We start from the raw sequence: 18306 nt of genomic DNA, 5'->3' as shown, positions 1-18306 counted from the left end.
CTCACGCGCGAACGCTGAGCCCGACCTTCTGGAACTCCTTAAGGTCGGAGTAGCCCGCCTTCGCCATCGAACGGCGGAGCCCGCCAACCAGATTGAGCGAGCCGAACGGATCGTCGGAGGGGCCGTACAGCACCTGTTCGAGGCTGGGGCGCACGGCGTCGCCGGTGCCCTCCTCCAGCTCCCACTCGACGCCGAGCAGCGAGCCACGCGGCACCGAGGGGTGCGCGGCGGCCGACGGCCAGTACCAGCCGCGGCCGGGCGCCTCCGCGGACAGCGCCAGCGGCACCCCGAGCATCGCGGCGTCCGCGCCGCAGGCGATCGTCTTGGCCAGCTGACCGGAGGTCTCCACGTCGCCGTCGGCGATGACGTGCACGTAGCGTCCGCCGGTCTCGTCGAGGTAGTCGCGGCGCGCGGCCGCGGCGTCGGCGATCGCGGTGGCCATCGGCACGCCGATGCCGAGCACCTCGCGGGTCGTGGTCGCGCCGGGGAACGAGCCGTAGCCGACGATGACGCCGGCCGCGCCGGTGCGCATCAGGTGCAACGCGGTCCGGTGATCGCTGACCCCGCCGGCCACCACGGGCACGTCGAGCTCGGCGATGAAGGTCTTGAGGTTCAACGGTTCTCCGTCGCCGACGTGCTCGGCGGAGATGATGGTGCCGTGCACGACCAGCAGGTCGACTCCGGCCTGCACCAGCGCGGGGGTGAGCGCGCGGGCGTTCTGCGGGCTCACCCGCACCGCGACGGTCACCCCGGCCGCCTTGACCTGCGCCACGGCGGCCGCGAGCAGCTCAGGCTGCATGGGCGCGGCGTGCAGCTCCTGCAGCAGCGAGACGGCCCGCTCGTAGCCGCCCTTGCCGACGAGTTCGAGCAGCTGATCGATCTTCGCGGTGACGTCCGCGTGCCTGGCCCACAGGCCCTCGCCGTTGATGACGCCGAGGCCGCCGAGCCGCCCGAGCTCGATGGCGAACTCCGGCGAGACCAGCGCGTCGGTCGGGTGCGTGAGGAACGGGATCTCGAAGCGGTAGGCGTCGAGCTGCCAGGACAGCGACACCTGCTTCGACGAGCGGGTCCGGCGCGAGGGAACGATGTCGACATCGTCCAGCTCATAGGTACGCCGGGCGGTCCGGCCCATGCCGATCTCGACCATGTCGCGCACGCGAATTCTCCTTCGGTATTTGATTGCCGCGCCTGTGGCACGGCGGTTCGCGGGCAGCTGACTGTCAGCCACCGCGCACGGCCCACGGGCTTCCCCGGGCACGTGTCTTCCTTCCTCCGGGCACACCTGTGCCCTCGGGTAAGTCCGGACACAGCCGGACCCGCGGATCAGGTCGCTGCCTCACACGCGGCGCAACGACCCGATTGCCCGCGAACAGGGTCAATCATGCACGGACTGGGCGGTCCAGTACACAAGCTGGCGCGGGCTAGCCGCGACCAGTGTAGTTAGGGGCCTCGACGGTCATCGTGATGTCGTGCGGGTGGCTCTCTTTGAGACCCGCCGCGGTGATCTGCACGAACTGCGCGTCCTGCAGGTGCGCGATGGACTGCGAGCCGGTGTAGCCCATGGCCGCGCGCAGGCCGCCGACGAGCTGGTGGATGACCTGGTTGACCGGTCCGCGGAACGGCACCCGGCCCTCGATGCCCTCGGGGACCAGCTTGTCCTCGGCGAGCACGTCGTCCTGGAAGTAGCGGTCCTTGGAGAAGGACTTGGCCTGGCCGCGCCCCTGCATCGCGCCGAGCGAACCCATGCCGCGGTAGCTCTTGAACTGCTTGCCGCCCACCAGGATCAGCTCACCCGGCGATTCGGCGGTGCCCGCGAGCAGCGAGCCGAGCATCACGGTGGACGCGCCCGCGGCGATCGCCTTGGCGATGTCGCCGGAGAACTGGATGCCGCCGTCGGCGATCACCGGCACGCCGTGCGGCTTGCAGGCGGCGACGGCCTCGAGGATCGCGGTGATCTGCGGCGCGCCGACACCGGCGACCACGCGGGTGGTGCAGATGGAGCCGGGACCGACGCCGACCTTCACCGCGTCCGCGCCCGCCTCGACCAGGGCAAGGGCGCCGCCCCTGGTCGCGACGTTGCCGCCGACGATCTGGATCCGGTCGCCGACCTCGGCCTTGATCTTGGTGACCATCTGCAGCACCTGGGCCTGATGGCCGTGCGCGGTATCGACGATGAGCACGTCGACGCCCGCGTCGGACAGCGTCATGGCGCGCGACCAGGCGTCGTCACCGACACCGACCGCGGCGCCGACCAGCAGGCGGCCGTCTCGGTCCTTGGTGGCGTTCGGGTACTGATCGGTCTTGACGAAGTCCTTGACGGTGATGAGCCCGCGCAGCTTGCCGTTGCCGTCGACGATGGGCAGCTTCTCGATCTTGTGCCTGCGCAGCAGGCCGAGCGCGGCCTCCGCGGTGACGCCCTCCTGCGCGGTGATCAGCGGCGCCTTGGTCATCACCTCTTCGACCCGGCGGTTCTGATCGACCTCGAAACGCATGTCGCGGTTGGTGATGATGCCCACAAGGCTGCCGACCTCGTCCACCACCGGCAGACCGGAGATGCGGAACCGGGCGCACATGGCGTCGACCTCGGCGAGGGTGTCCGACGGTCGGCAGGTGACGGGGTCGGTCACCATGCCCGCCTCGGACCGCTTCACGGTCTCCACCTGGGCGGCCTGATCGGCGCCGGACAGGTTGCGGTGCAACACGCCCATGCCGCCCGCCCTGGCCATGGAGATGGCCATCCTGGCCTCGGTCACCGTGTCCATCGCCGAACTGACCAGCGGGGTCCGCAGCCGGATGTCCCTGGTCAATTGGCTGGAGGTCTCCACAGAGCTGGGGATGAGATCCGAGGCGGCGGGCAGCAACAGCACATCGTCGAATGTGAGGCCGAGCATGGCGATCTTGTTCGGATCGTCACCACCCGTAGATGGGCGGACAGTGTTCACCCACCCCGCCGGCTCCGCCGGCTGCCGTCCCCTAGCGGTGCGTTCGCCCGATACGGGATTACTCATTCGGATCGACTCCTCCTGGACGTCGACAGCGACCGGCGCCGGGGTCACCGGCGTCGCGCGCAGCTGATGGGATGGACTGGTGGCTCCGGGAATCGTGTCGGGTGCTCGCCGGGGCCTGACACCATGGTATCTGTCCCGCAAACTCGTCGGCGAAGTGAGCCCACCGGGGGATGGCGGGGAGGCGGAGCCGACCGGGGGTGGGTACGCACCGGCGAAACTTGCGGCCGACATAGCTGGCGCAGACCACCCTGTTCTGCGTACCGTGGGGATGTGCGTGACCATCTACCACCTGGCTTGCCGCCGGATCCGTTCGCCGGAGACCCCTCCGACCCGTCCGCCGCGCTCGACGCCATCGAGCCCGGTGAGCCGCTGGATCCCCACGAGCGCCTTGCGGTCGAGGAAGATCTCGCCGATCTGGCCGTCTACGAGGCGCTACTAGCGCACCGCGGTATCCGCGGACTCGTGGTGAGCTGCGAAGACTGTCGGCAGGATCATTACCACGACTGGGACATGTTGCGCGCCAACCTACTTCAACTGTTGGTCGACGGCACCGTGCGCCCCCACGAGCCCGCCTACGATCCGACGCCGGAAGCGTACGTCACCTGGGATTACTGCCGGGGATACGCGGATGCCTCGATGAACGAGGCCTTCCACGGCGACGGGTTCGACGGGTTCGAAAACTGAGGTTCGCACCACCGAACCGATGACGCGCCCCCTTCGGGGAGCTCGCGTAACGCGGCATACAACGCTGTGATCTTCGACGCACTCGCGCTGGATTTACGACGCATGGTCGCGGGGGCATGACACCCCGAACAGACAGAAAACCGACCGCCACTCGGCAATCGGTTCTTGTCTTGTTCGAGATTCTCTCGACGGTTGCTGACGCCCGCTTACTAGCTCGGGGTCGCCGCGCCGCCGGACCCGGGCGGTATGACGAACGTGGTGCCCGGATTGTTCTGTGTCGGTACCCGAGTCGGCACCACGGTCGGCGCGCCACCGTTGTCGCCGGTCGGCTCGACCACCGTGGGCTTGGACACGGTGGTCGGCGTCGCCGGCGGCTGCGTGGTCGGCTCCACCGTCGGCGGCGGTGTGGTCACCGTCGGCGGAGTCGGCTTGTCCTCGCTCGGGGGCGTGGTCGGTTCGGTGGGGTCGGTCGGCTTGTCGCCCGGCTGACTCGGCTTCGTATTCAGAATCGTCGGATCCACGGCGTCGGTCGGCGGCTTCGGCTTCGGCGTCACGCTGACGCTCGTCCCCGGCTCGGTCGGCTTGCCCGAGGTGCCCTGGTCCAGCTGATCGGCCAAATCGCCGTAACCGGCCGCCCGCAGCTGATCGACGAGGCGTTGCCACTCCGTCATCAGCTTGTCGTGCTTCTCCGGGCTGTCGACCTGGTCGGCGTTCACCTTCGCCTGCGCCAGGCGGTCCTTGGCCTGCACCGGATTCTGGGCGATCAGCTTCCCCGCTTCGTCCAGATCGGTGTTCGCTCGTTGCGCCACGGTGCTCTGCGCCGCCTGATTGAAGACGACTTCCTTGAGATTCCACAGCGGATCGCCGGGCTCGGACTGGTACGAGAACGCCGTCATGCCGCCGAAGACCAGGGCGAGTGCCGCCGCGGTTCCGAGCAATGGACGAACCAGCTTCAGTCGCCTGCTACCCGCACCGACCCGTGCGGCACGTGCCGCGCCGATCTCCTGATTGACCGCCGCGACGATCACATCGAGATCCGGTTCTGCGGTCATCGGCGGAGCGATGAGCTCCGCTCGCCAGTCCGCGAGCAACGTCGCGAGCTGATATTCCTCCGCGCTGTCGGTCCGTACCGGGCCATCGCTGGATATAGCGTCGATCAACGCGTCGTCGCGGCGTACCGCGGCGATGTCGACCGGACCGGTGTCTCCGGACGCGTCGGCGTAGGGACCGCTGTTTCGCGATCCAAGCCGCGCTTTCCAGTCACCCCGACCGCGCTCGCCATCCCTAGCCATACATTTCACCTGCCCTCGCCACTTGAGACTTAAGTTTCGCGAGTGCCCTGTGCTGGGCCACTCGTATCGCCCCCGCCGTACTGCCCACGGCGACTGCGGTTTCTTCGGCTGACAAACCCATGACCAATCGCAGGATCAGGATCTCTCGATGTTTCTCGGGGAGTGTCGCGAGCAGACGGTTCATCTGCCTGCTCGTCTCCGATTCGAGAGCTCGTTGTTCCGGACCATGGTCGGTGGATATGACATCTGGTACTTCGGCCATTGCCTCCGCCTTGTTACGGGCGGCGTTGCGATGGGCGTCGGCGACCTTGTGCGAAGCGATTCCGTAAACGAAGGCCATGAAGGGCCTGCCCTGGTCTTGATACCTGGGCAAGGCGGTCATCACGGCCAAACAGACCTCCTGCGCAACGTCATCCGCGGAGAGCTGCCCACGCTCCGCGGCTCCAATCCGCGCGCGGCAATAACGCACCACAAGCGGGCGGATCATCTCCAGTACCTGAGCTAAAGCGGATCTGTCGCCCTGCGCAGCCGCAGTGACGGCGAGGTCCAACTCTTCGCCCATGTTCGTCATCGTCAGAGAGATTCCCGGCGTTACAAGTGGCACGGTCGGTGATGACCAGTGCTTCCGCCGAAGGGGCGGAACGGAACTAACAATAGCGATACAGGGCGCGGAACAAGGCAACTGGGAGCGCTTGCGAGCGCGAATGCACGAGGCCGCGCGGTCGCCCTTCCGACGGCAGGGCCTGCACAACCTGGTGAAGTAGCACTTAAAGCGCTTGTGAGAGCCCGGCGGCGACTAGCCCGCCGTAGCCGGACGGAACCGGCCGCCACGTCGGACGATGGCCGCCGCGCAGTCCTCCGCCTCTGCCGCGGCGCCCTCGACCGCCAGCCCGGCGCGCAGCATCGCGCTCGCCCAGCGCAACGGCAACAGGCCGTGTTCGCGGCACTGCTCGGCAACCTGTTCGGCGAGCGCGCGCGACCGATCGTGCTCCCCCGCCGCCGCGGCCGCCGCGGCGACCAGCAGCCGGGACTTGACCAGGTGCCGCACCGACGGCCCCTGCTCGGCGAGTTCGAGCGCCGCCGCCGCGTGGGTCAGCGCGGGCTCGACAGTGCCTGCGGCGAGCGCGGTTTCGGCGCTGACCCACTGCCTGCGGATGGCGGGCCGCCAGCCGAGCCGGTCGTCCGGCAGCAGGTCCGCGCCGCGCCGCAGCAGCCGCCAGGCCAGCACGACCCGGCCGGTGCCGAGCGCGTCGGCCGCGAGCCCGGTCAGCGCGTCACAGATCGCGTCGCCGCGGTCGAAGGGGTAGCCGGATCCCTCGGGCCCGGGAGCCAGCGCCTGGTCGCCGATCGACCGCACGGAGAGCAGGGCGGCGGCCCGCCCGTCGCAGACGGCGGCGCGGGCATGCCAGCCGAGTTGGCGCAGCAGTGAGCCCTCCGTGCTGGCGGCCAGCGAAAGCACAATCGGATCGGTGCTGCGGGCGCGGGCAATTCGCAATTCGGCGCGGGCCGCGGCATATCGCCCCTGACCGCCGAGAACCACCGCTCGATACCAGGAACCCAGCGCGTCGGGCGCGGTCGGCAACTCGGCAGCGGCACGGCCGGGGTGTGCGCCGAAGGCGCTCTCGGCGAGTATCTCGAATCGGGTATCTCCGAGCGGAGCAGGTGCGAACACGGCCGAAACTCTATCCCGGGTCGTCGCTAGATGGCCGGGAGAAAGCGTGGACCCATCCAACTGGCAACCACTCAGCATTTCTGATCTCTATACGATGTTTCCATCAGGTAAAACTCGTACCGGCAATCACCGGGCGCCCGCGTTCGGAATTCACACGCGTTTCGCGCAATTAACCTCAACGCCCCGTTTACGCCATCTCGGATCTGCTCGCATCTCATGCCCCCGTGCGTCGCTGTGACCACGCCCACCGGACCCCCGCCGAGCTCCGATCGGACGATTGCCCCCAAAAATGGGGTCTACCAGCGGAAATAGGTCTCGATCCAGAGCAGCGACGAGCCATCGGCCACTGGTCAACCGATCAGTATCCCTGGAACCAATGCGAAAAGTAAACAGCTCAGAGGTTAAATTTCGCGGCCTAAGATTTGGGAAACTACTGCGTCGAACTATTGACGGAATTTCGCGGCTGGACCTAACGTAGCTCATCGCCACGGTCGGCGCCGCGCGAAATTGCAGCGACCGCAACGGGCGAGCACAGGGGCACCCGCCGACACAGCGCAGTGGCCTACCACACTTTGCAGAACAACTGCTCGACAACGCTGACGAGCTCGCACCACGAGGAGTTCACACAATGCCCATGCCGACCCACCTCCCCGGGCCGAACGCCGATGTCTGGGATTGGCAGATGCGAGGGTCCTGCCGCGGGCAGGACTCCGCCGTGTTCTTCCATCCCGACGGCGAACGTGGCCGAGCCCGTACCGCGCGCGAAATGCGCGCCAAAGAGATCTGCCGGGCCTGCCCGGTGCTGATGCAGTGCCGCAGCCACGCCCTCAAAGTCAGCGAGCCTTACGGCATCTGGGGTGGCATGTCCGAGACCGAGCGTGAGATGCACGCCCGCCGCAATCGGCGGCGCATGGCGGTGTAGTTGAAATTGTTCCCATCCATGGGGTGGGGCGCGCCGAATCCCTAGCAAACAACCGGCAGGCGATAAGCGGTCACCACCGCCACGCCTGCAGCGGCGACGACCCGAAGCCGCACACCCTGTCGAGCCCTGCGTTTCGCGTTTAGCTATCGGCGTGTCACGGCGTGTCTCTTGTTAGAGCCACCTGGCGTGTCGAAGTTTTCCGCAAAGTCGCTGGGCCACAGGTGGTTTGCCGACACCCCCAGCCGACGGGAGGTCATAGCGACCCGCTACGGTGGTGACCGATGACACAGAATGGAGCGTTGTGACAACGCGGCAGCCGGCCGCAGAGGGCGACTCGTTCCGAAGAGATGCCTTCCCACCCGGTGTGGATTCTGCGGTTACGGCCCGCGCCGCCGAAAGTATCGAGCTCGCCGACCTGCTACATCGTTGCGGCGAGTCCGACCAGGAAGCCTTCGCCGAGCTATACGACCGGACGTCCGCGCGCGTCTTCGGTCTGGTGCTGCGCGTCCTACACGATCCCGGCTACGCCGAGGAGACGACGCAGGAGGTCTACCTGCAGATCTGGCGTACCGCAGCCAGTTTCGACGCCGACAAGGGGTCGGCCGTGACGTGGCTGATGACGCTCGCGCACCGGCGGGCCGTCGACCGGGTGCGCGCCGAGCAGGCGCACACCCAACGCGAGGTCGCCTACGGAATCCGGGTGCTCGGTAACGAATTCGACGAAGTAACCGAAGAGGTAGAGCGAAGGCTCGAACAGCAGGCCGTCCTCGAAGGACTCGCGACCTTGACCGAGACCCAGCGAGAGGCCATCTCGCTCGCCTACTACGGCGGGCGGACCTACGCGGAGGTCGCGCACTACCTCGGAGTAGGGTTACCGACCGTTAAGTCCCGAATTCGGGACGGATTGACACGACTCAAAAAAAGTTTGGGGGTGACGTGAGATGAATGAACGCCAGGTCGATCTCGCGCACACCGTCGCGCTCGGATCGATCGACGACGTAGATCACCATGAGGTGCAGGAACTGCTCGACACCGAAGACCCCGCTCTACGCGCGGCGTTCATCCGGGAGATCGGGCAGACGAGAGAAGCGCTCGCCGCGCTCACCAGCGCGACGGCGACCCCACCACCCGCCACGCTACGCACCCGACTGCTCGCCGCCATCGCGGCCGAATAACCGCCCGTAGCCTATTAAAACGAAGGCCCCCGGACTGACGTCCGAGGGCCTTCTCTGGTTTCAGCTCAGTGGCTGTGACCGTGGTGGCTGTGGTCGTGCGCCTCTTCGGCGGGCTTCTCCACAATCGCGCTCTCGGTGGTGAGGATCATCCGCGCCACCGACGCCGCGTTCACGACGGCCGAGCGGGTCACCTTCACCGGATCGACGACACCGTCGGTCAGCAGGTCACCGTAGGTGAGGGTGGCGGCGTTGAAGCCTTCCTTGCCCTCGGCGACCTTGCTCACGACCACGGAACCGTCGACGCCCGCGTTGGTGGCGATCCAGAACAGCGGCGCCGACAGTGCGGTCCGCACTACCTCGACGCCGACCGCCTCGTCGCCGGACAGCGAGTCGCGCAGCTCGATCAGCTTCGCGGCCGCCTGCACCAGCGCGGAGCCGCCACCGGGCACGATGCCCTCCTCGACGGCGGCCTTGGCCGCGCTGACCGCGTCCTCGACCCGGTACTTGCGCTCCTTGAGCGCGGTCTCGGTGGCCGCGCCGACCTTGATCACCGCGACGCCGCCGGACAGCTTCGCCAGGCGCTCCTCGAGCTTCTCGCGATCCCAGTCGGAGTCGGTGGCCTCGATCTCGCGACGCAGCTGAGCGCCGCGGGCCGCGATGTCTTCCTTGGTGCCGACACCGTCGACGATCGTGGTGTCGTCCTTGGTGACCACGATGCGACGTGCCTGGCCCAGTGCGTCCAGGCCGGCCTCGCGCAGCGTGATGCCCAGGTCCGGGTTGATCACGGTGCCCGCGGTGACCACGGCCAGGTCGTCCAGGAACGCCTTGCGACGGTCACCGAAGAACGGCGCCTTCACCGCGACGGCCTTGATCGTCTTGCGGATCGAGTTGACCACCAGCGTGGACAGCGCCTCGCCCTCGACGTCCTCGGCGATGATCAGCACCGACTTGCCGGATTCGGCGATCTTCTCCAGCAGCGGCAGGAAGTCCGGCAGCGAGCTGATCTTCTCGCGGTGCAGCAGGATGAGCGCATCCTCCAGCACAGCCTGCTGGCTGTCGGTGTCGGTGACGAAGTAGGGCGAGAGGTAGCCCTTGTCGAACTGAACGCCTTCGGTGACAACGAGTTCGGTCTGCGTCGTGGAGGACTCCTCGACGGTGACCACGCCGTCCTTGCCGACCACGGTCAGCGCCTTGCCGACCATCTCGCCGATTTCCTCGTCGCGCGAGGAGACGGTGGCGACCTGGGCGATCGCCTTCTCGCCGGACACCGGGGTGGCCGCAGCGAGCAGCGCCGCGGAGACCGCGTCGGCGGCCTTGGCGATGCCGAGGCCGAGCGAGATCGGATTCGCGCCCGCGGCAACGTTCTTCAGGCCAGCGCGCACCAGCGCCTGGGCCAGCACGGTGGCGGTGGTGGTGCCGTCGCCCGCGACATCGTTGGTCTTGGTGGCGACGCTCTTGACCAGCTGCGCGCCGAGGTTCTCGAACGGATCTTCCAGGTCGATCTCGCGCGCGATGGTGACACCGTCGTTGGTCACGGTCGGGCCGCCGAAGGCCTTCGCGAGCACCACGTGGCGGCCGCGCGGGCCGAGGGTGACCTTGACGGCGTCGGCGAGCTTGTCGACGCCGCGTTCCAGAGCCCGGCGAGCCTTCTCGTCGAACTCGATCTGCTTTGGCATAAGTCCTATTCCTTGGATTGAGACGAGACTGCCCCGGTCCCCGCTCAGGGGAACCGGGGCAGTGTCATGACGACTCGATCCCGGCGGTCGGGTGAGCGTTCATCACTCGATTGCGGCTCGCGCCGCAACGACCGCGCGGAGCGCGGGTCACTTGGTGACGACGGCCAGCACGTCGCGCGCCGACAGGATGAGGTATTCCTCGCCCTGGTACTTGATCTCGGTGCCGCCGTACTTGCTGTAGATGACGGTGTCACCCTCCTTGACGTCGACCGGGATGCGGTCACCCTTGTCGGTGACGCGTCCTTCGCCGACGGCGATGACGGTGCCCTCCTGCGGCTTTTCCTTCGCCGTGTCGGGGATGACCAGGCCGGAGGCCGTCGTCGTCTCGGCCTCGTTGGCCTGGACGAGGATCTTGTCCTCGAGCGGCTTGATGTTCACGCTCGCCACGTTGAGCCCTCCACTTTCAGGGGATGTCGTCCGCAACTGTTGTTCCGGACCATCGGTATCAGGTTTTGATGCTGACCCTGTCGCATAGCCCCGTCGTCGCGGGTGCCGGGACCCCTGCTCAGTAGTCAAAATGCCTGGCACACGCACAGTGCGTCGGACGGATGAAATCCGGCCGCGCCCATCAGCAGTACCGACTAGCACTCTATACATGAGAGTGCCAGCGCTCAAGGCCGGGATGTGCCGATTTCAGATCCCGCGGCCTCGAACATTCGCTCGCGCGAGCGCTCCGACGAACACCCGCGCTCGCCCGACACGCCCAACGCACGCCCGGAGGGGTTTTCAACAGATCCGGAAAACTGTAACGTTCGGATAACGGATTGTGACAGTATTGACGACGGTCGCTGTCCGACCGCTGTGTTCGTCACGAACCAGTGCCGTCGGAGACCAGGGGTTGTCACAGAACGTACGTCGCTACACCGCTCGGCGTCACCGAATACCTCAGCGTGATCCGAAGTTCCGGCGTCATCGAACACCCAGCGTCAGAGAAGAACCAGCGCCATCAGAGCTGCACCAGAGAGCTAGCCACACGTGATCCCTCGCCGGTCCCCGCGACCCATCCGGATAACGGGACCGATCGGGTTTCGAGTCCGGATCGTCCGTCACGGCGAACCGGCAGTCCATTCGAGATGGTCGACGCAGCGAGCGCAGGCTCGCGGCCGCACCATCCGCTCGAAGGGAGGTGAATGAACATGCGAACATCCCTCGGCATCTCCGCCGGGTCCGAGGTCGTGTGCTCGGCGCTGGTCGCCACCGCGTCGAACGGCGCGCAGAGCTTCGACTACCGCGTCGTGTCCGCCGACGCGGCGCACTCCGACCTAGGCGACCTCGTCGCGTCCTCGATCGAGCTGATGACCACCCAGCTGCCGACCTCGCAGCTGACGCACGACGTCGGCTATCCGGTCGGCGCGCGCTTCGCCGGCGCGCAGCCACGCAACCTGGAATCGCCCACCAGTCGCCCGCCGACCAGCGTCGCCGTCGCCTACCGCAGCAAGGAACAGGCACAGGCGATCCGCGCGGCCACCGGCAAGCAGCGCGAACTACGGCTCGTCCCCGAAGGCACCGCGGCACTCACCTACCTGCGGCACACCGGCCTGCTCGACCGCTACGACACCGTCGCCATCGTCGACCTCGGCGCGACCGGACTCAGCGTCACCGTCGCCGACCAGGCCGACGGCACCGTGCTCCGGTCCGAGCGCACGATCACGATCAGCGGCAACGCCATCGACGATCTCATCTACCACCACCTGGTCGACCTGCACTACGCCCGGCGCGGCACCCGCCCCAACCGCGGCATGCTGACCAACCGCGGCCGCGCGGCCAAGGAACACCTGTCCATCGCGCCCGCCGTCACCATCGACCACGTCGCGGGCCGCCCGCTCAAGCTGACCAGGACCGACTTCGAGGAACTGATCGCCGAGCTGCTGCGCGAGACAGCGGTTTTCGCGGCCGCGGTGTTCGCCCGGGCGCCCAAGTTCCCGCAGGCGGTGACGGTGATCGGCGGCGGCGCCAACATTCCCGCGGTCGTCGACACGCTCGCCGCGCAGCTGGAGATTCCGGTGTTCACCGTGGAAGACCCCGACGCCGTGATCGCGAAAGGCGCCGCGCTGGTTGCCGATTCGGTGCAGCCGTCGATGTTCCCGGTGGCCGCGCTCGGCTCCGACGCGCCGGTCGGCACGTTCACCAAGGTGGTCGGCACGCTGGCCGGGGCGATCGTGGTGGTCGGGCTGATCATCGGCTACGGCGTGAAGACCTTCGCGCCCACCTCGGACGACGAGGTCTCCCCCGCGGGCACCACGAGCAGTGTGTCGCAGCTGCCGCCGTCGCCGGGCAGCATCGTGCCGCCGACCGGTGCGGGCACCTCGACCAGCGGACGGAACCAGGAAAGCACCAATCGTCCACCCGGCGGCAACATTCCGTCGATCACCCAGGACCGGGGCCAGCCGACGACCACCCCGGCCCAGGCGCCCGCCACCCCGCCGACCCAGCCGACGCTGCGCCCCGACCCGAACCTCCCGGTGATCCCGTTCCCGGAGCTGCTCGGCCCGCTGTTCGGCAATACCACTGGGCCACAGCCCGGTTCGTCCGGCCAGGACAAGAATCGGCCCGGCACGCAGACACCGTCGGTCGCGCCGACTCAGGCGCCCGCGCACTCGTACCTGCCGATGCCGCCGCGGCAGAACTCGGGCTCATCACACGCCGGTGCCGGGAATCCACGGCAGCCCGGCGAGACCGACTGACGCACCCGGCAACGTAGGTACCAGGAAGTTCAGCTGACCCGGCTGACCGAGACCGGCAGCCCCGGATCGGTCGCCACCGTCAACGGCGACGGCCGCGCGCCACCGCCGATCACATGCGCGCCGAGCGCCGCGATCATCACACCGTTGTCCGTGCACAGCCGCGGCCTGGGCACCCGAAGTGTCAACCCGGCCGCCGCGCAACGCTCTTCGGCCATCGATCGGATCCGCGAGTTGGCCGTCGCGCCGCCGCCCAGCACCAGCGTGTCCACGCCGACGTCCTGCGCCGCACGCACCGCCTTCATGGTGAGCACATCGGCGACCGCCTCCTGGAAGGAAGCCGCGATGTCCGGGATCGGCAGGTCCTCGGCGGTCAACCCGCTGCGCTGCGCCGACTCGACATAGCGGGCAACGGACGTCTTCAGACCGGAGAAGGAGAAGTCATAGCGCGCGTCCCGCGGCCCGGTCATCCCGCGCGGGAACGCGATCGCCCGCGAATCCCCCTGCGCCGCAGCCGCATCCAGCGCGGGACCGCCGGGGAAGCCGAGCCCGAGCAGCCGAGCCACCTTGTCGAACGCCTCGCCCGCCGCATCGTCGACGGTGCTACCCAGCTCGACGATCGGCTCGGCCAGATCGGTGACCTTCAGCAGATGGGTGTGCCCACCGGAGACGAGCAGCGCGACGCACGGCGGCATCGGACCGTGCTCCAGCGTGTCCACCGCGACATGCCCGCCGAGATGATTCAGCGCGTAGAACGGCACATCCCACGCCGCCGCATAGGCTTTCGCGGCCGCGACACCCACCAGCAACGCACCGGCCAGGCCGGGGCCGATGGTCACGGCCAGCGCGTCCGGCTTGGCGATGCCCGCGGCGGCGAGCGCCCGGCGCATGGCGGGCACGATCGCCTCGAGATGGGCCCGCGACGCGATCTCCGGCACCACGCCGCCAAAGCGCGCGTGCTGGTCGACGCTGGAGGCGACCTCGTCCGCGAGCAGCTCGCAGCTGCCGTCGTCGTGCCTGCGCACGACGCCGACTCCGGTTTCGTCGCAGGAACTTTCGATGCCCATGATGATCACGAAAGGACCTCGTCCGGGAGGGGCAGCGCGCTCAGCGCGGGCCTGCGCATGGTGTAGGCGTCGGCGCCGCTGGGGTGGTAGTAGTTCTTGCGCAACCCGATGATGTGGAAGCCGTGCTTGGCGTACAACGCGATCGCCGGGGTGTTGTCGGTGCGGACCTCGAGGAACATCGGCCCGCCCCGCTTGCCCGCCTCGGCGAGCAGCGCCTCGAGCAGCAGCGTGCCGATGCCGGCCCGCAGGCAGGTCGGGTCGACACCGATGGTGTGCACCTCGGCCTCGGGGTGTTCGTCATCACCGAGCAACGCGACGCCGGCGTAGCCGACCATTCGCCCGTCGTCGTCGCGAGCGGTGATGTAGCGATTGTGCGGTGCGGCCAGCTCCGACTGGAAAGCCACCGCGTGCCAGGGATCGTCCTCGGGAAACAGCAGCTGCTCGAGCTCGACGCAGCGCTCGATGTCCGCGACGACCATCGGCTCGATTCGGATAGTCATCGGGTCACGCTCCCGTCCGGTCCAAGGCGCGGTAGCTCTTCTCGACAGCGTCGGGCCTGCGCAGATACAGCGGCGCCAGCGCCTCGGGCACCGCGCGCGCGAGCAGATCGGCCGCGGCGACCTGGACCAGCCCGGCGGGCGACGGCGTCTCCACCGGCAGCACGGGTAGGTCGAAGAAGTCGACGTGCGAGGCGGATCCGGCGATCACCGTGGCCTGCGCCATATCCACCTCACTCGGCTTGGCCACGTCCGGCCCGGCGACGCGCGCGCCGTCGCGGTAGCGCGCCCAGTACACCTCGCGGCGGCGCGCGTCGGTGACCACCAGCAGCTCGCTGCCGGGTGTGAGGTCGGACACCGTGTCGGCCGCGATCGCGTCCAGGCTGCACACGCCGTACACCGGAATGCCCAGCGCGTCACCGAAGGCGGCGGCGGTCGCGATGCCGACGCGCAGCCCGGTGAACGGGCCCGGACCGACGCCGACCACGACCGCGTCGATGTCGGCCCTGGAACGTCCTGCCTCGGTGAGACATTCGAGAATCTGAGGGGTGAGCACCTCGGCATGCGCGCGCGGATCGACCCGTACCCGGGAGGCCAGGGTGCGGGTGTCGTATCGAGCGATCGATAAGCGTTCGCCTGCGCTGCCGTTGCCGGCGACCGGCAAGCGGTCGCCACCGACGGTGGCCGCGCCCGGTGCGGCCTGCTCCAGTTCCACCAATCCCGCTGTCACGGCGGGTGTCGCGGTGTCGACGCTTAATACCAGCATGATTGATCCAACGATACCGGTTGGTAGCTGCCGTCGGTGCGGAGCTACCAGGTAGTTAATCGACCCATTCCCATTCGGCGGTGCGCACGTCCGAATCCGGTTCGCGCGAAAGCAGCACCCGCAGGTGTCGGTCGGTCAGGTGCTCGACGACCCCGCGGCCCCACTCCACCACGACCACCGCCTGATCCAGATCGGTGTCGAGATCCAGGGCGTCCAGCTCGTCCAGGTCGCCGCCGAGTCGATAGGCGTCCACGTGCACCAGCGGCACCGCGCCGTCGCGCTCACCCGCCCGGTGCTGGCGGGCAATGATGAAGGTCGGCGAGCTGACCCGGCCCTGCACGCCGAGACCCGCGGCGATGCCCCTGGTGAGCGCGGTCTTGCCCGCGCCGAGCGGGCCGTCCAGCACCACCAGGTCGCCCGCGCCGAGCCCGGCCGCGAGCTCACGGCCGAGCGCTTCGGTGTCGGCGACGGTGGGCAGGATCCGCTGCTGCCGGTCAGCCACTGGTCACCTCCGAGGCGGATGCTTGGGTCGGTTCGATCGCGCCTGCGCGCACGAGCAAGCGATCGAGGGCGTCGTTGACGATATCCGGGTACTGCAGGTGCGGCATGTGCGCGGCGCCGACGAGCCGGATCAACTCGCAGCCCGGCAGCTCGTGCGACAGCGCGCGCGAGTTGCGGAACGGGATCACCAGATCGTGGGTGCCGCCGAGCACCAGCACCGGCAGTCGCGCGAGGGTGGGCAGCGCGGCCGATTCATCGTGCACCTGGATGGCTTTCAGGAACTTCACGATGGTCTCGACCGGCGTCCGGTCGATCATCATGGTGGTGAATCGGGACAGAGTGGGACTCACCTGGCCGTGATACGAGCTGACGTGCAGGATCGGCGTGATCACGTGCCGCGCCGTGGAACGGCCCGCCTGGACCAGCGCGGGCGCGGTGTGCACGACCATCTGGAAACCGTCGATCGCCGGATTGCGCAGCAGCTGGGTGATGCCCGCCGCGGTGACCTCGGCGGCGGCCGTGGACAGCAGCGCAACCCCGATCACCCGGTCCGCGAACAGATCCGGGAACTGCGCCGCGGCGGCGAGCACCGCCATCCCGCCCAGCGAATGCCCGACCAGCACCACCCGACCCGTCGGCGCGCTCGCCGCGATCACCGCGGCGAGGTCGCGGCCGAGCTGGGCGACGGTGCAGCTCTCGGTTTCCGGCGTGCCCGAGCGGCCGTGCCCGCGCAGGTCGAACAGCACCAGGCGCACGCTTGGCCCCCAACGCTTTTCGAGGTCGCGGCGCTGAAAGTGGAAGGACTCCATGGTGTTGCAGAAGCCGTGCACGAAGATCACGGTGACCGGCGCGTCCGCGGGGCCGCATTCGCGAGTGGCCAGGCGCACGCCGTCCTCGGTGAGCACCGCGCCGGAGCGGTCGTCATCGATGAGATCGAAGTTCTCGTCCCGGTATTCGTCGCGGCGGGCGGGCCAGAGCACGCGGGCGCCCGCGCGGCGCAGCGCGTGCACCCCGGCCAGCGCGCCGACCACACCCGCGGTGGCGAGGCCGCCGCGCAGTGCGGTGATCCGGGGACGTTTCACCGGGCACCGCCCACATAGCGGCGGACCGCGCGGCCGCGCGGCGAGCAGACCACCTCGTAGTTGATGGTGTCGAGCTGCACCGCCCAGTCCTCGACCCGCGGTTCGCCCTGACCGCCGCCGAACATGACGGCGACATCGCCCTCACGGACGTTCGCGGCGTTGTCACCGAGGTCGACGACGAACTGGTCCATGCAGACCCGGCCGACGTTCGGCCGCCGCGCGCCGCCGAGCCACACCTCGAAACGTCCACTCAGCGGCCGGAGTACACCGTCCGCATAGCCTGCGGGGATGAGGGCGACCGTGGTGTCGCGCGGGGCGATCCAGGTGTGTCCGTAGGAGACGCCCGCCCCGGCCGCGATCTGCTTGACCTGAACGACGCGGGCCTGGAACGTCATCGCCGGGCGCAGTCCGAAGTCGCCGAGGTCCGGGACCGGGGAAATGCCGTACACCGCGATGCCCGGGCGGACCATGTCGAAGGCGAGGTCGGGGCGGGTCAGCGTGGCAGGCGAGTTGGCCAGGTGCACCAGTTCCGGTTCCAGGCCGTGCTCCTTGGCGGCGGCGATGGCCTCCAGGAAGCGGTCGCGCTGCAGGTCATTGGTCGGATGCTCGGGTTCGTCGCCGCGGGCGAGGTGGGAGAAGATCGCCCGGAAGCGCACCGCCTGCTCGTCCACCAGGGTCCGCAGCTCGGCGAGGGCCTGCGGGTATTCGGCCGTCGACAGGCCGTTGCGATTGAGGCCGGTGTCCACCTTGAGGGTGACCGTCGCGGCGCGGGCGGTGCTCCTGGCCGCCGCTTCCACCGCCCGCAGCTGAGTGAGCGAGGAGACGCCGATCTCGATGTCGTTGGCGATCGCGGCGGCGTAGTCGCCACCGGAGTCGTTGAGCCAGCTCAGGATCGGCGCGGTGATCCCGGCGGCGCGCAGCAGCACGGCCTCTTCGATCGTGGTGACGCCCAATTCGGCGGCGCCCGCGGCCAATGCCGCCTTGCCGACCTCGACAGCGCCGTGGTTGTAACCGTCCGCCTTGACCACGGCCATCACGGCGGCGCCGCCCGCGTGCTCCCGCAGGATGCGCACGTTGTGGGCAATGGCATCGAGATCGACGACCGTCTCCACTTGCGCGTTCACGCTAGTCCGCCTCTCCGGGAATTCAGGCCAGACTTGGATGCCATGGCATCGGCGGCTGGCGGTGACGCGGCGGGCTGCGGTCAGCCCGTACCCGACGAG

The 18306-nt window shown here is 68.6% G+C and carries 18 protein-coding genes; 5 read left to right on the top strand and 13 right to left on the bottom strand.

Going from position 1 to position 18306, the window contains the following annotated elements; all coding sequences use genetic code 11:
* Window position 1 precedes the first annotated feature (1 nt).
* Window positions 2-1156, bottom strand: a complete 1155-nt coding sequence (locus ACQPW1_RS06265; protein ID WP_433661791.1) for a GuaB3 family IMP dehydrogenase-related protein — start codon at window positions 1154-1156, stop codon at window positions 2-4.
* Between the two features lie 265 nt (window positions 1157-1421).
* Window positions 1422-2891 (bottom strand): IMP dehydrogenase, encoded by a 1470-nt coding sequence (guaB, locus tag ACQPW1_RS06260; RefSeq protein WP_433665163.1) that lies wholly within the window; start codon window positions 2889-2891, stop codon window positions 1422-1424.
* Between the two features lie 387 nt (window positions 2892-3278).
* Here guaB and ACQPW1_RS06255 point away from each other — a divergent pair, with 387 nt between their 5' ends.
* The gene (locus ACQPW1_RS06255) at window positions 3279-3692 is read left to right on the top strand and encodes a DUF5319 domain-containing protein (RefSeq protein WP_433661790.1); all 414 of its coding nucleotides are present in this window, start codon (window positions 3279-3281) and stop codon (window positions 3690-3692) included.
* A gap of 209 nt (window positions 3693-3901) precedes the next feature.
* On the opposite strand, the gene ACQPW1_RS06250 is transcribed toward ACQPW1_RS06255, so the two are convergent.
* The 3 genes from ACQPW1_RS06250 to ACQPW1_RS06240 all read right to left on the bottom strand — a co-directional run bounded on the left by ACQPW1_RS06250 (window position 3902) and on the right by ACQPW1_RS06240 (window position 6656).
* Window positions 3902-4984: an anti-sigma-D factor RsdA gene (locus ACQPW1_RS06250; protein ID WP_433661789.1), complete on the bottom strand. Its 1083-nt coding sequence runs from the start codon at window positions 4982-4984 to the stop codon at window positions 3902-3904.
* Window positions 4977-5555 carry a sigma-70 family RNA polymerase sigma factor gene (locus tag ACQPW1_RS06245; RefSeq protein WP_357386413.1) on the bottom strand — a complete coding sequence of 193 codons (579 nt, stop codon included), beginning with the start codon at window positions 5553-5555 and terminating at the stop codon, window positions 4977-4979. Before ACQPW1_RS06245 ends, ACQPW1_RS06250 begins: the two co-directional genes overlap by 8 nt.
* A 225-nt stretch (window positions 5556-5780) precedes the next feature.
* Window positions 5781-6656 (bottom strand): hypothetical protein, encoded by an 876-nt coding sequence (locus ACQPW1_RS06240; protein ID WP_433661788.1) that lies wholly within the window; start codon window positions 6654-6656, stop codon window positions 5781-5783.
* 628 nt (window positions 6657-7284) lie between these two features.
* Between ACQPW1_RS06240 and ACQPW1_RS06235 the strand changes: the two genes are divergently transcribed.
* The 3 genes from ACQPW1_RS06235 (at window position 7285) to ACQPW1_RS06225 (ending at window position 8753) form a co-directional block, all read left to right on the top strand.
* Complete coding sequence (locus ACQPW1_RS06235) at window positions 7285-7578, top strand: WhiB family transcriptional regulator (protein ID WP_014981828.1); 294 nt, start codon at window positions 7285-7287, stop codon at window positions 7576-7578.
* Between the two features lie 364 nt (window positions 7579-7942).
* Window positions 7943-8518 carry a sigma-70 family RNA polymerase sigma factor gene (locus ACQPW1_RS06230; protein ID WP_433661787.1) on the top strand — a complete coding sequence of 192 codons (576 nt, stop codon included), beginning with the start codon at window positions 7943-7945 and terminating at the stop codon, window positions 8516-8518.
* Window position 8519: 1 nt separating this feature from the next.
* Entirely contained in the window at window positions 8520-8753 is a 234-nt protein-coding gene (locus ACQPW1_RS06225; RefSeq protein WP_433661786.1) for an RskA family anti-sigma factor, read from the top strand.
* A 65-nt stretch (window positions 8754-8818) separates the two neighbouring features.
* On the opposite strand, the gene groL is transcribed toward ACQPW1_RS06225, so the two are convergent.
* Together groL and groES are read right to left on the bottom strand one after the other, a co-directional pair.
* Window positions 8819-10429: a chaperonin GroEL gene (groL, locus tag ACQPW1_RS06220; protein ID WP_433661785.1), complete on the bottom strand. Its 1611-nt coding sequence runs from the start codon at window positions 10427-10429 to the stop codon at window positions 8819-8821.
* A 147-nt stretch (window positions 10430-10576) separates the two neighbouring features.
* Entirely contained in the window at window positions 10577-10876 is a 300-nt protein-coding gene (gene groES / locus ACQPW1_RS06215) for a co-chaperone GroES (protein ID WP_014981824.1), read from the bottom strand.
* 749 nt (window positions 10877-11625) lie between these two features.
* On the opposite strand from groES, the gene ACQPW1_RS06210 reads away from it, so the two are divergent.
* The gene (locus tag ACQPW1_RS06210) at window positions 11626-13173 is read left to right on the top strand and encodes an Hsp70 family protein (protein WP_433661784.1); all 1548 of its coding nucleotides are present in this window, start codon (window positions 11626-11628) and stop codon (window positions 13171-13173) included.
* A gap of 29 nt (window positions 13174-13202) precedes the next feature.
* Here ACQPW1_RS06210 and tsaD read toward each other — a convergent pair whose 3' ends face one another.
* From tsaD to alr, 6 genes are read right to left on the bottom strand one after another with little or no spacing between them, the layout of a single operon-like run.
* Window positions 13203-14246, bottom strand: coding sequence for a tRNA (adenosine(37)-N6)-threonylcarbamoyltransferase complex transferase subunit TsaD (tsaD, locus tag ACQPW1_RS06205; RefSeq protein ID WP_433661783.1), 1044 nt, complete (start codon window positions 14244-14246; stop codon window positions 13203-13205).
* Window positions 14243-14737, bottom strand: coding sequence for a ribosomal protein S18-alanine N-acetyltransferase (gene rimI, locus ACQPW1_RS06200; RefSeq protein WP_433661782.1), 495 nt, complete (start codon window positions 14735-14737; stop codon window positions 14243-14245). The genes tsaD and rimI overlap by 4 nt, the downstream gene beginning before the upstream one ends.
* 4 nt (window positions 14738-14741) lie before the next feature.
* Window positions 14742-15500, bottom strand: coding sequence for a tRNA (adenosine(37)-N6)-threonylcarbamoyltransferase complex dimerization subunit type 1 TsaB (gene tsaB, locus ACQPW1_RS06195; protein ID WP_433661781.1), 759 nt, complete (start codon window positions 15498-15500; stop codon window positions 14742-14744).
* 55 nt (window positions 15501-15555) lie between these two features.
* A complete protein-coding gene (gene tsaE, locus ACQPW1_RS06190; protein ID WP_433661780.1) occupies window positions 15556-16002 on the bottom strand; it encodes a tRNA (adenosine(37)-N6)-threonylcarbamoyltransferase complex ATPase subunit type 1 TsaE in 447 nt (148 codons plus the stop codon).
* Window positions 15995-17083: an alpha/beta fold hydrolase gene (locus ACQPW1_RS06185; protein ID WP_433661779.1), complete on the bottom strand. Its 1089-nt coding sequence runs from the start codon at window positions 17081-17083 to the stop codon at window positions 15995-15997. Before ACQPW1_RS06185 ends, tsaE begins: the two co-directional genes overlap by 8 nt.
* Window positions 17080-18291, bottom strand: coding sequence for an alanine racemase (alr, locus tag ACQPW1_RS06180; RefSeq protein ID WP_433665162.1), 1212 nt, complete (start codon window positions 18289-18291; stop codon window positions 17080-17082). The genes ACQPW1_RS06185 and alr overlap by 4 nt, the downstream gene beginning before the upstream one ends.
* Window positions 18292-18306 lie beyond the last annotated feature (15 nt).

Source organism: Nocardia sp. CA-128927, assembly GCF_050955855.1.
Classification (GTDB): Bacteria; Actinomycetota; Actinomycetes; order Mycobacteriales; family Mycobacteriaceae; genus Nocardia.
This window is presented reverse-complemented; position numbering and strand designations above follow the sequence as displayed.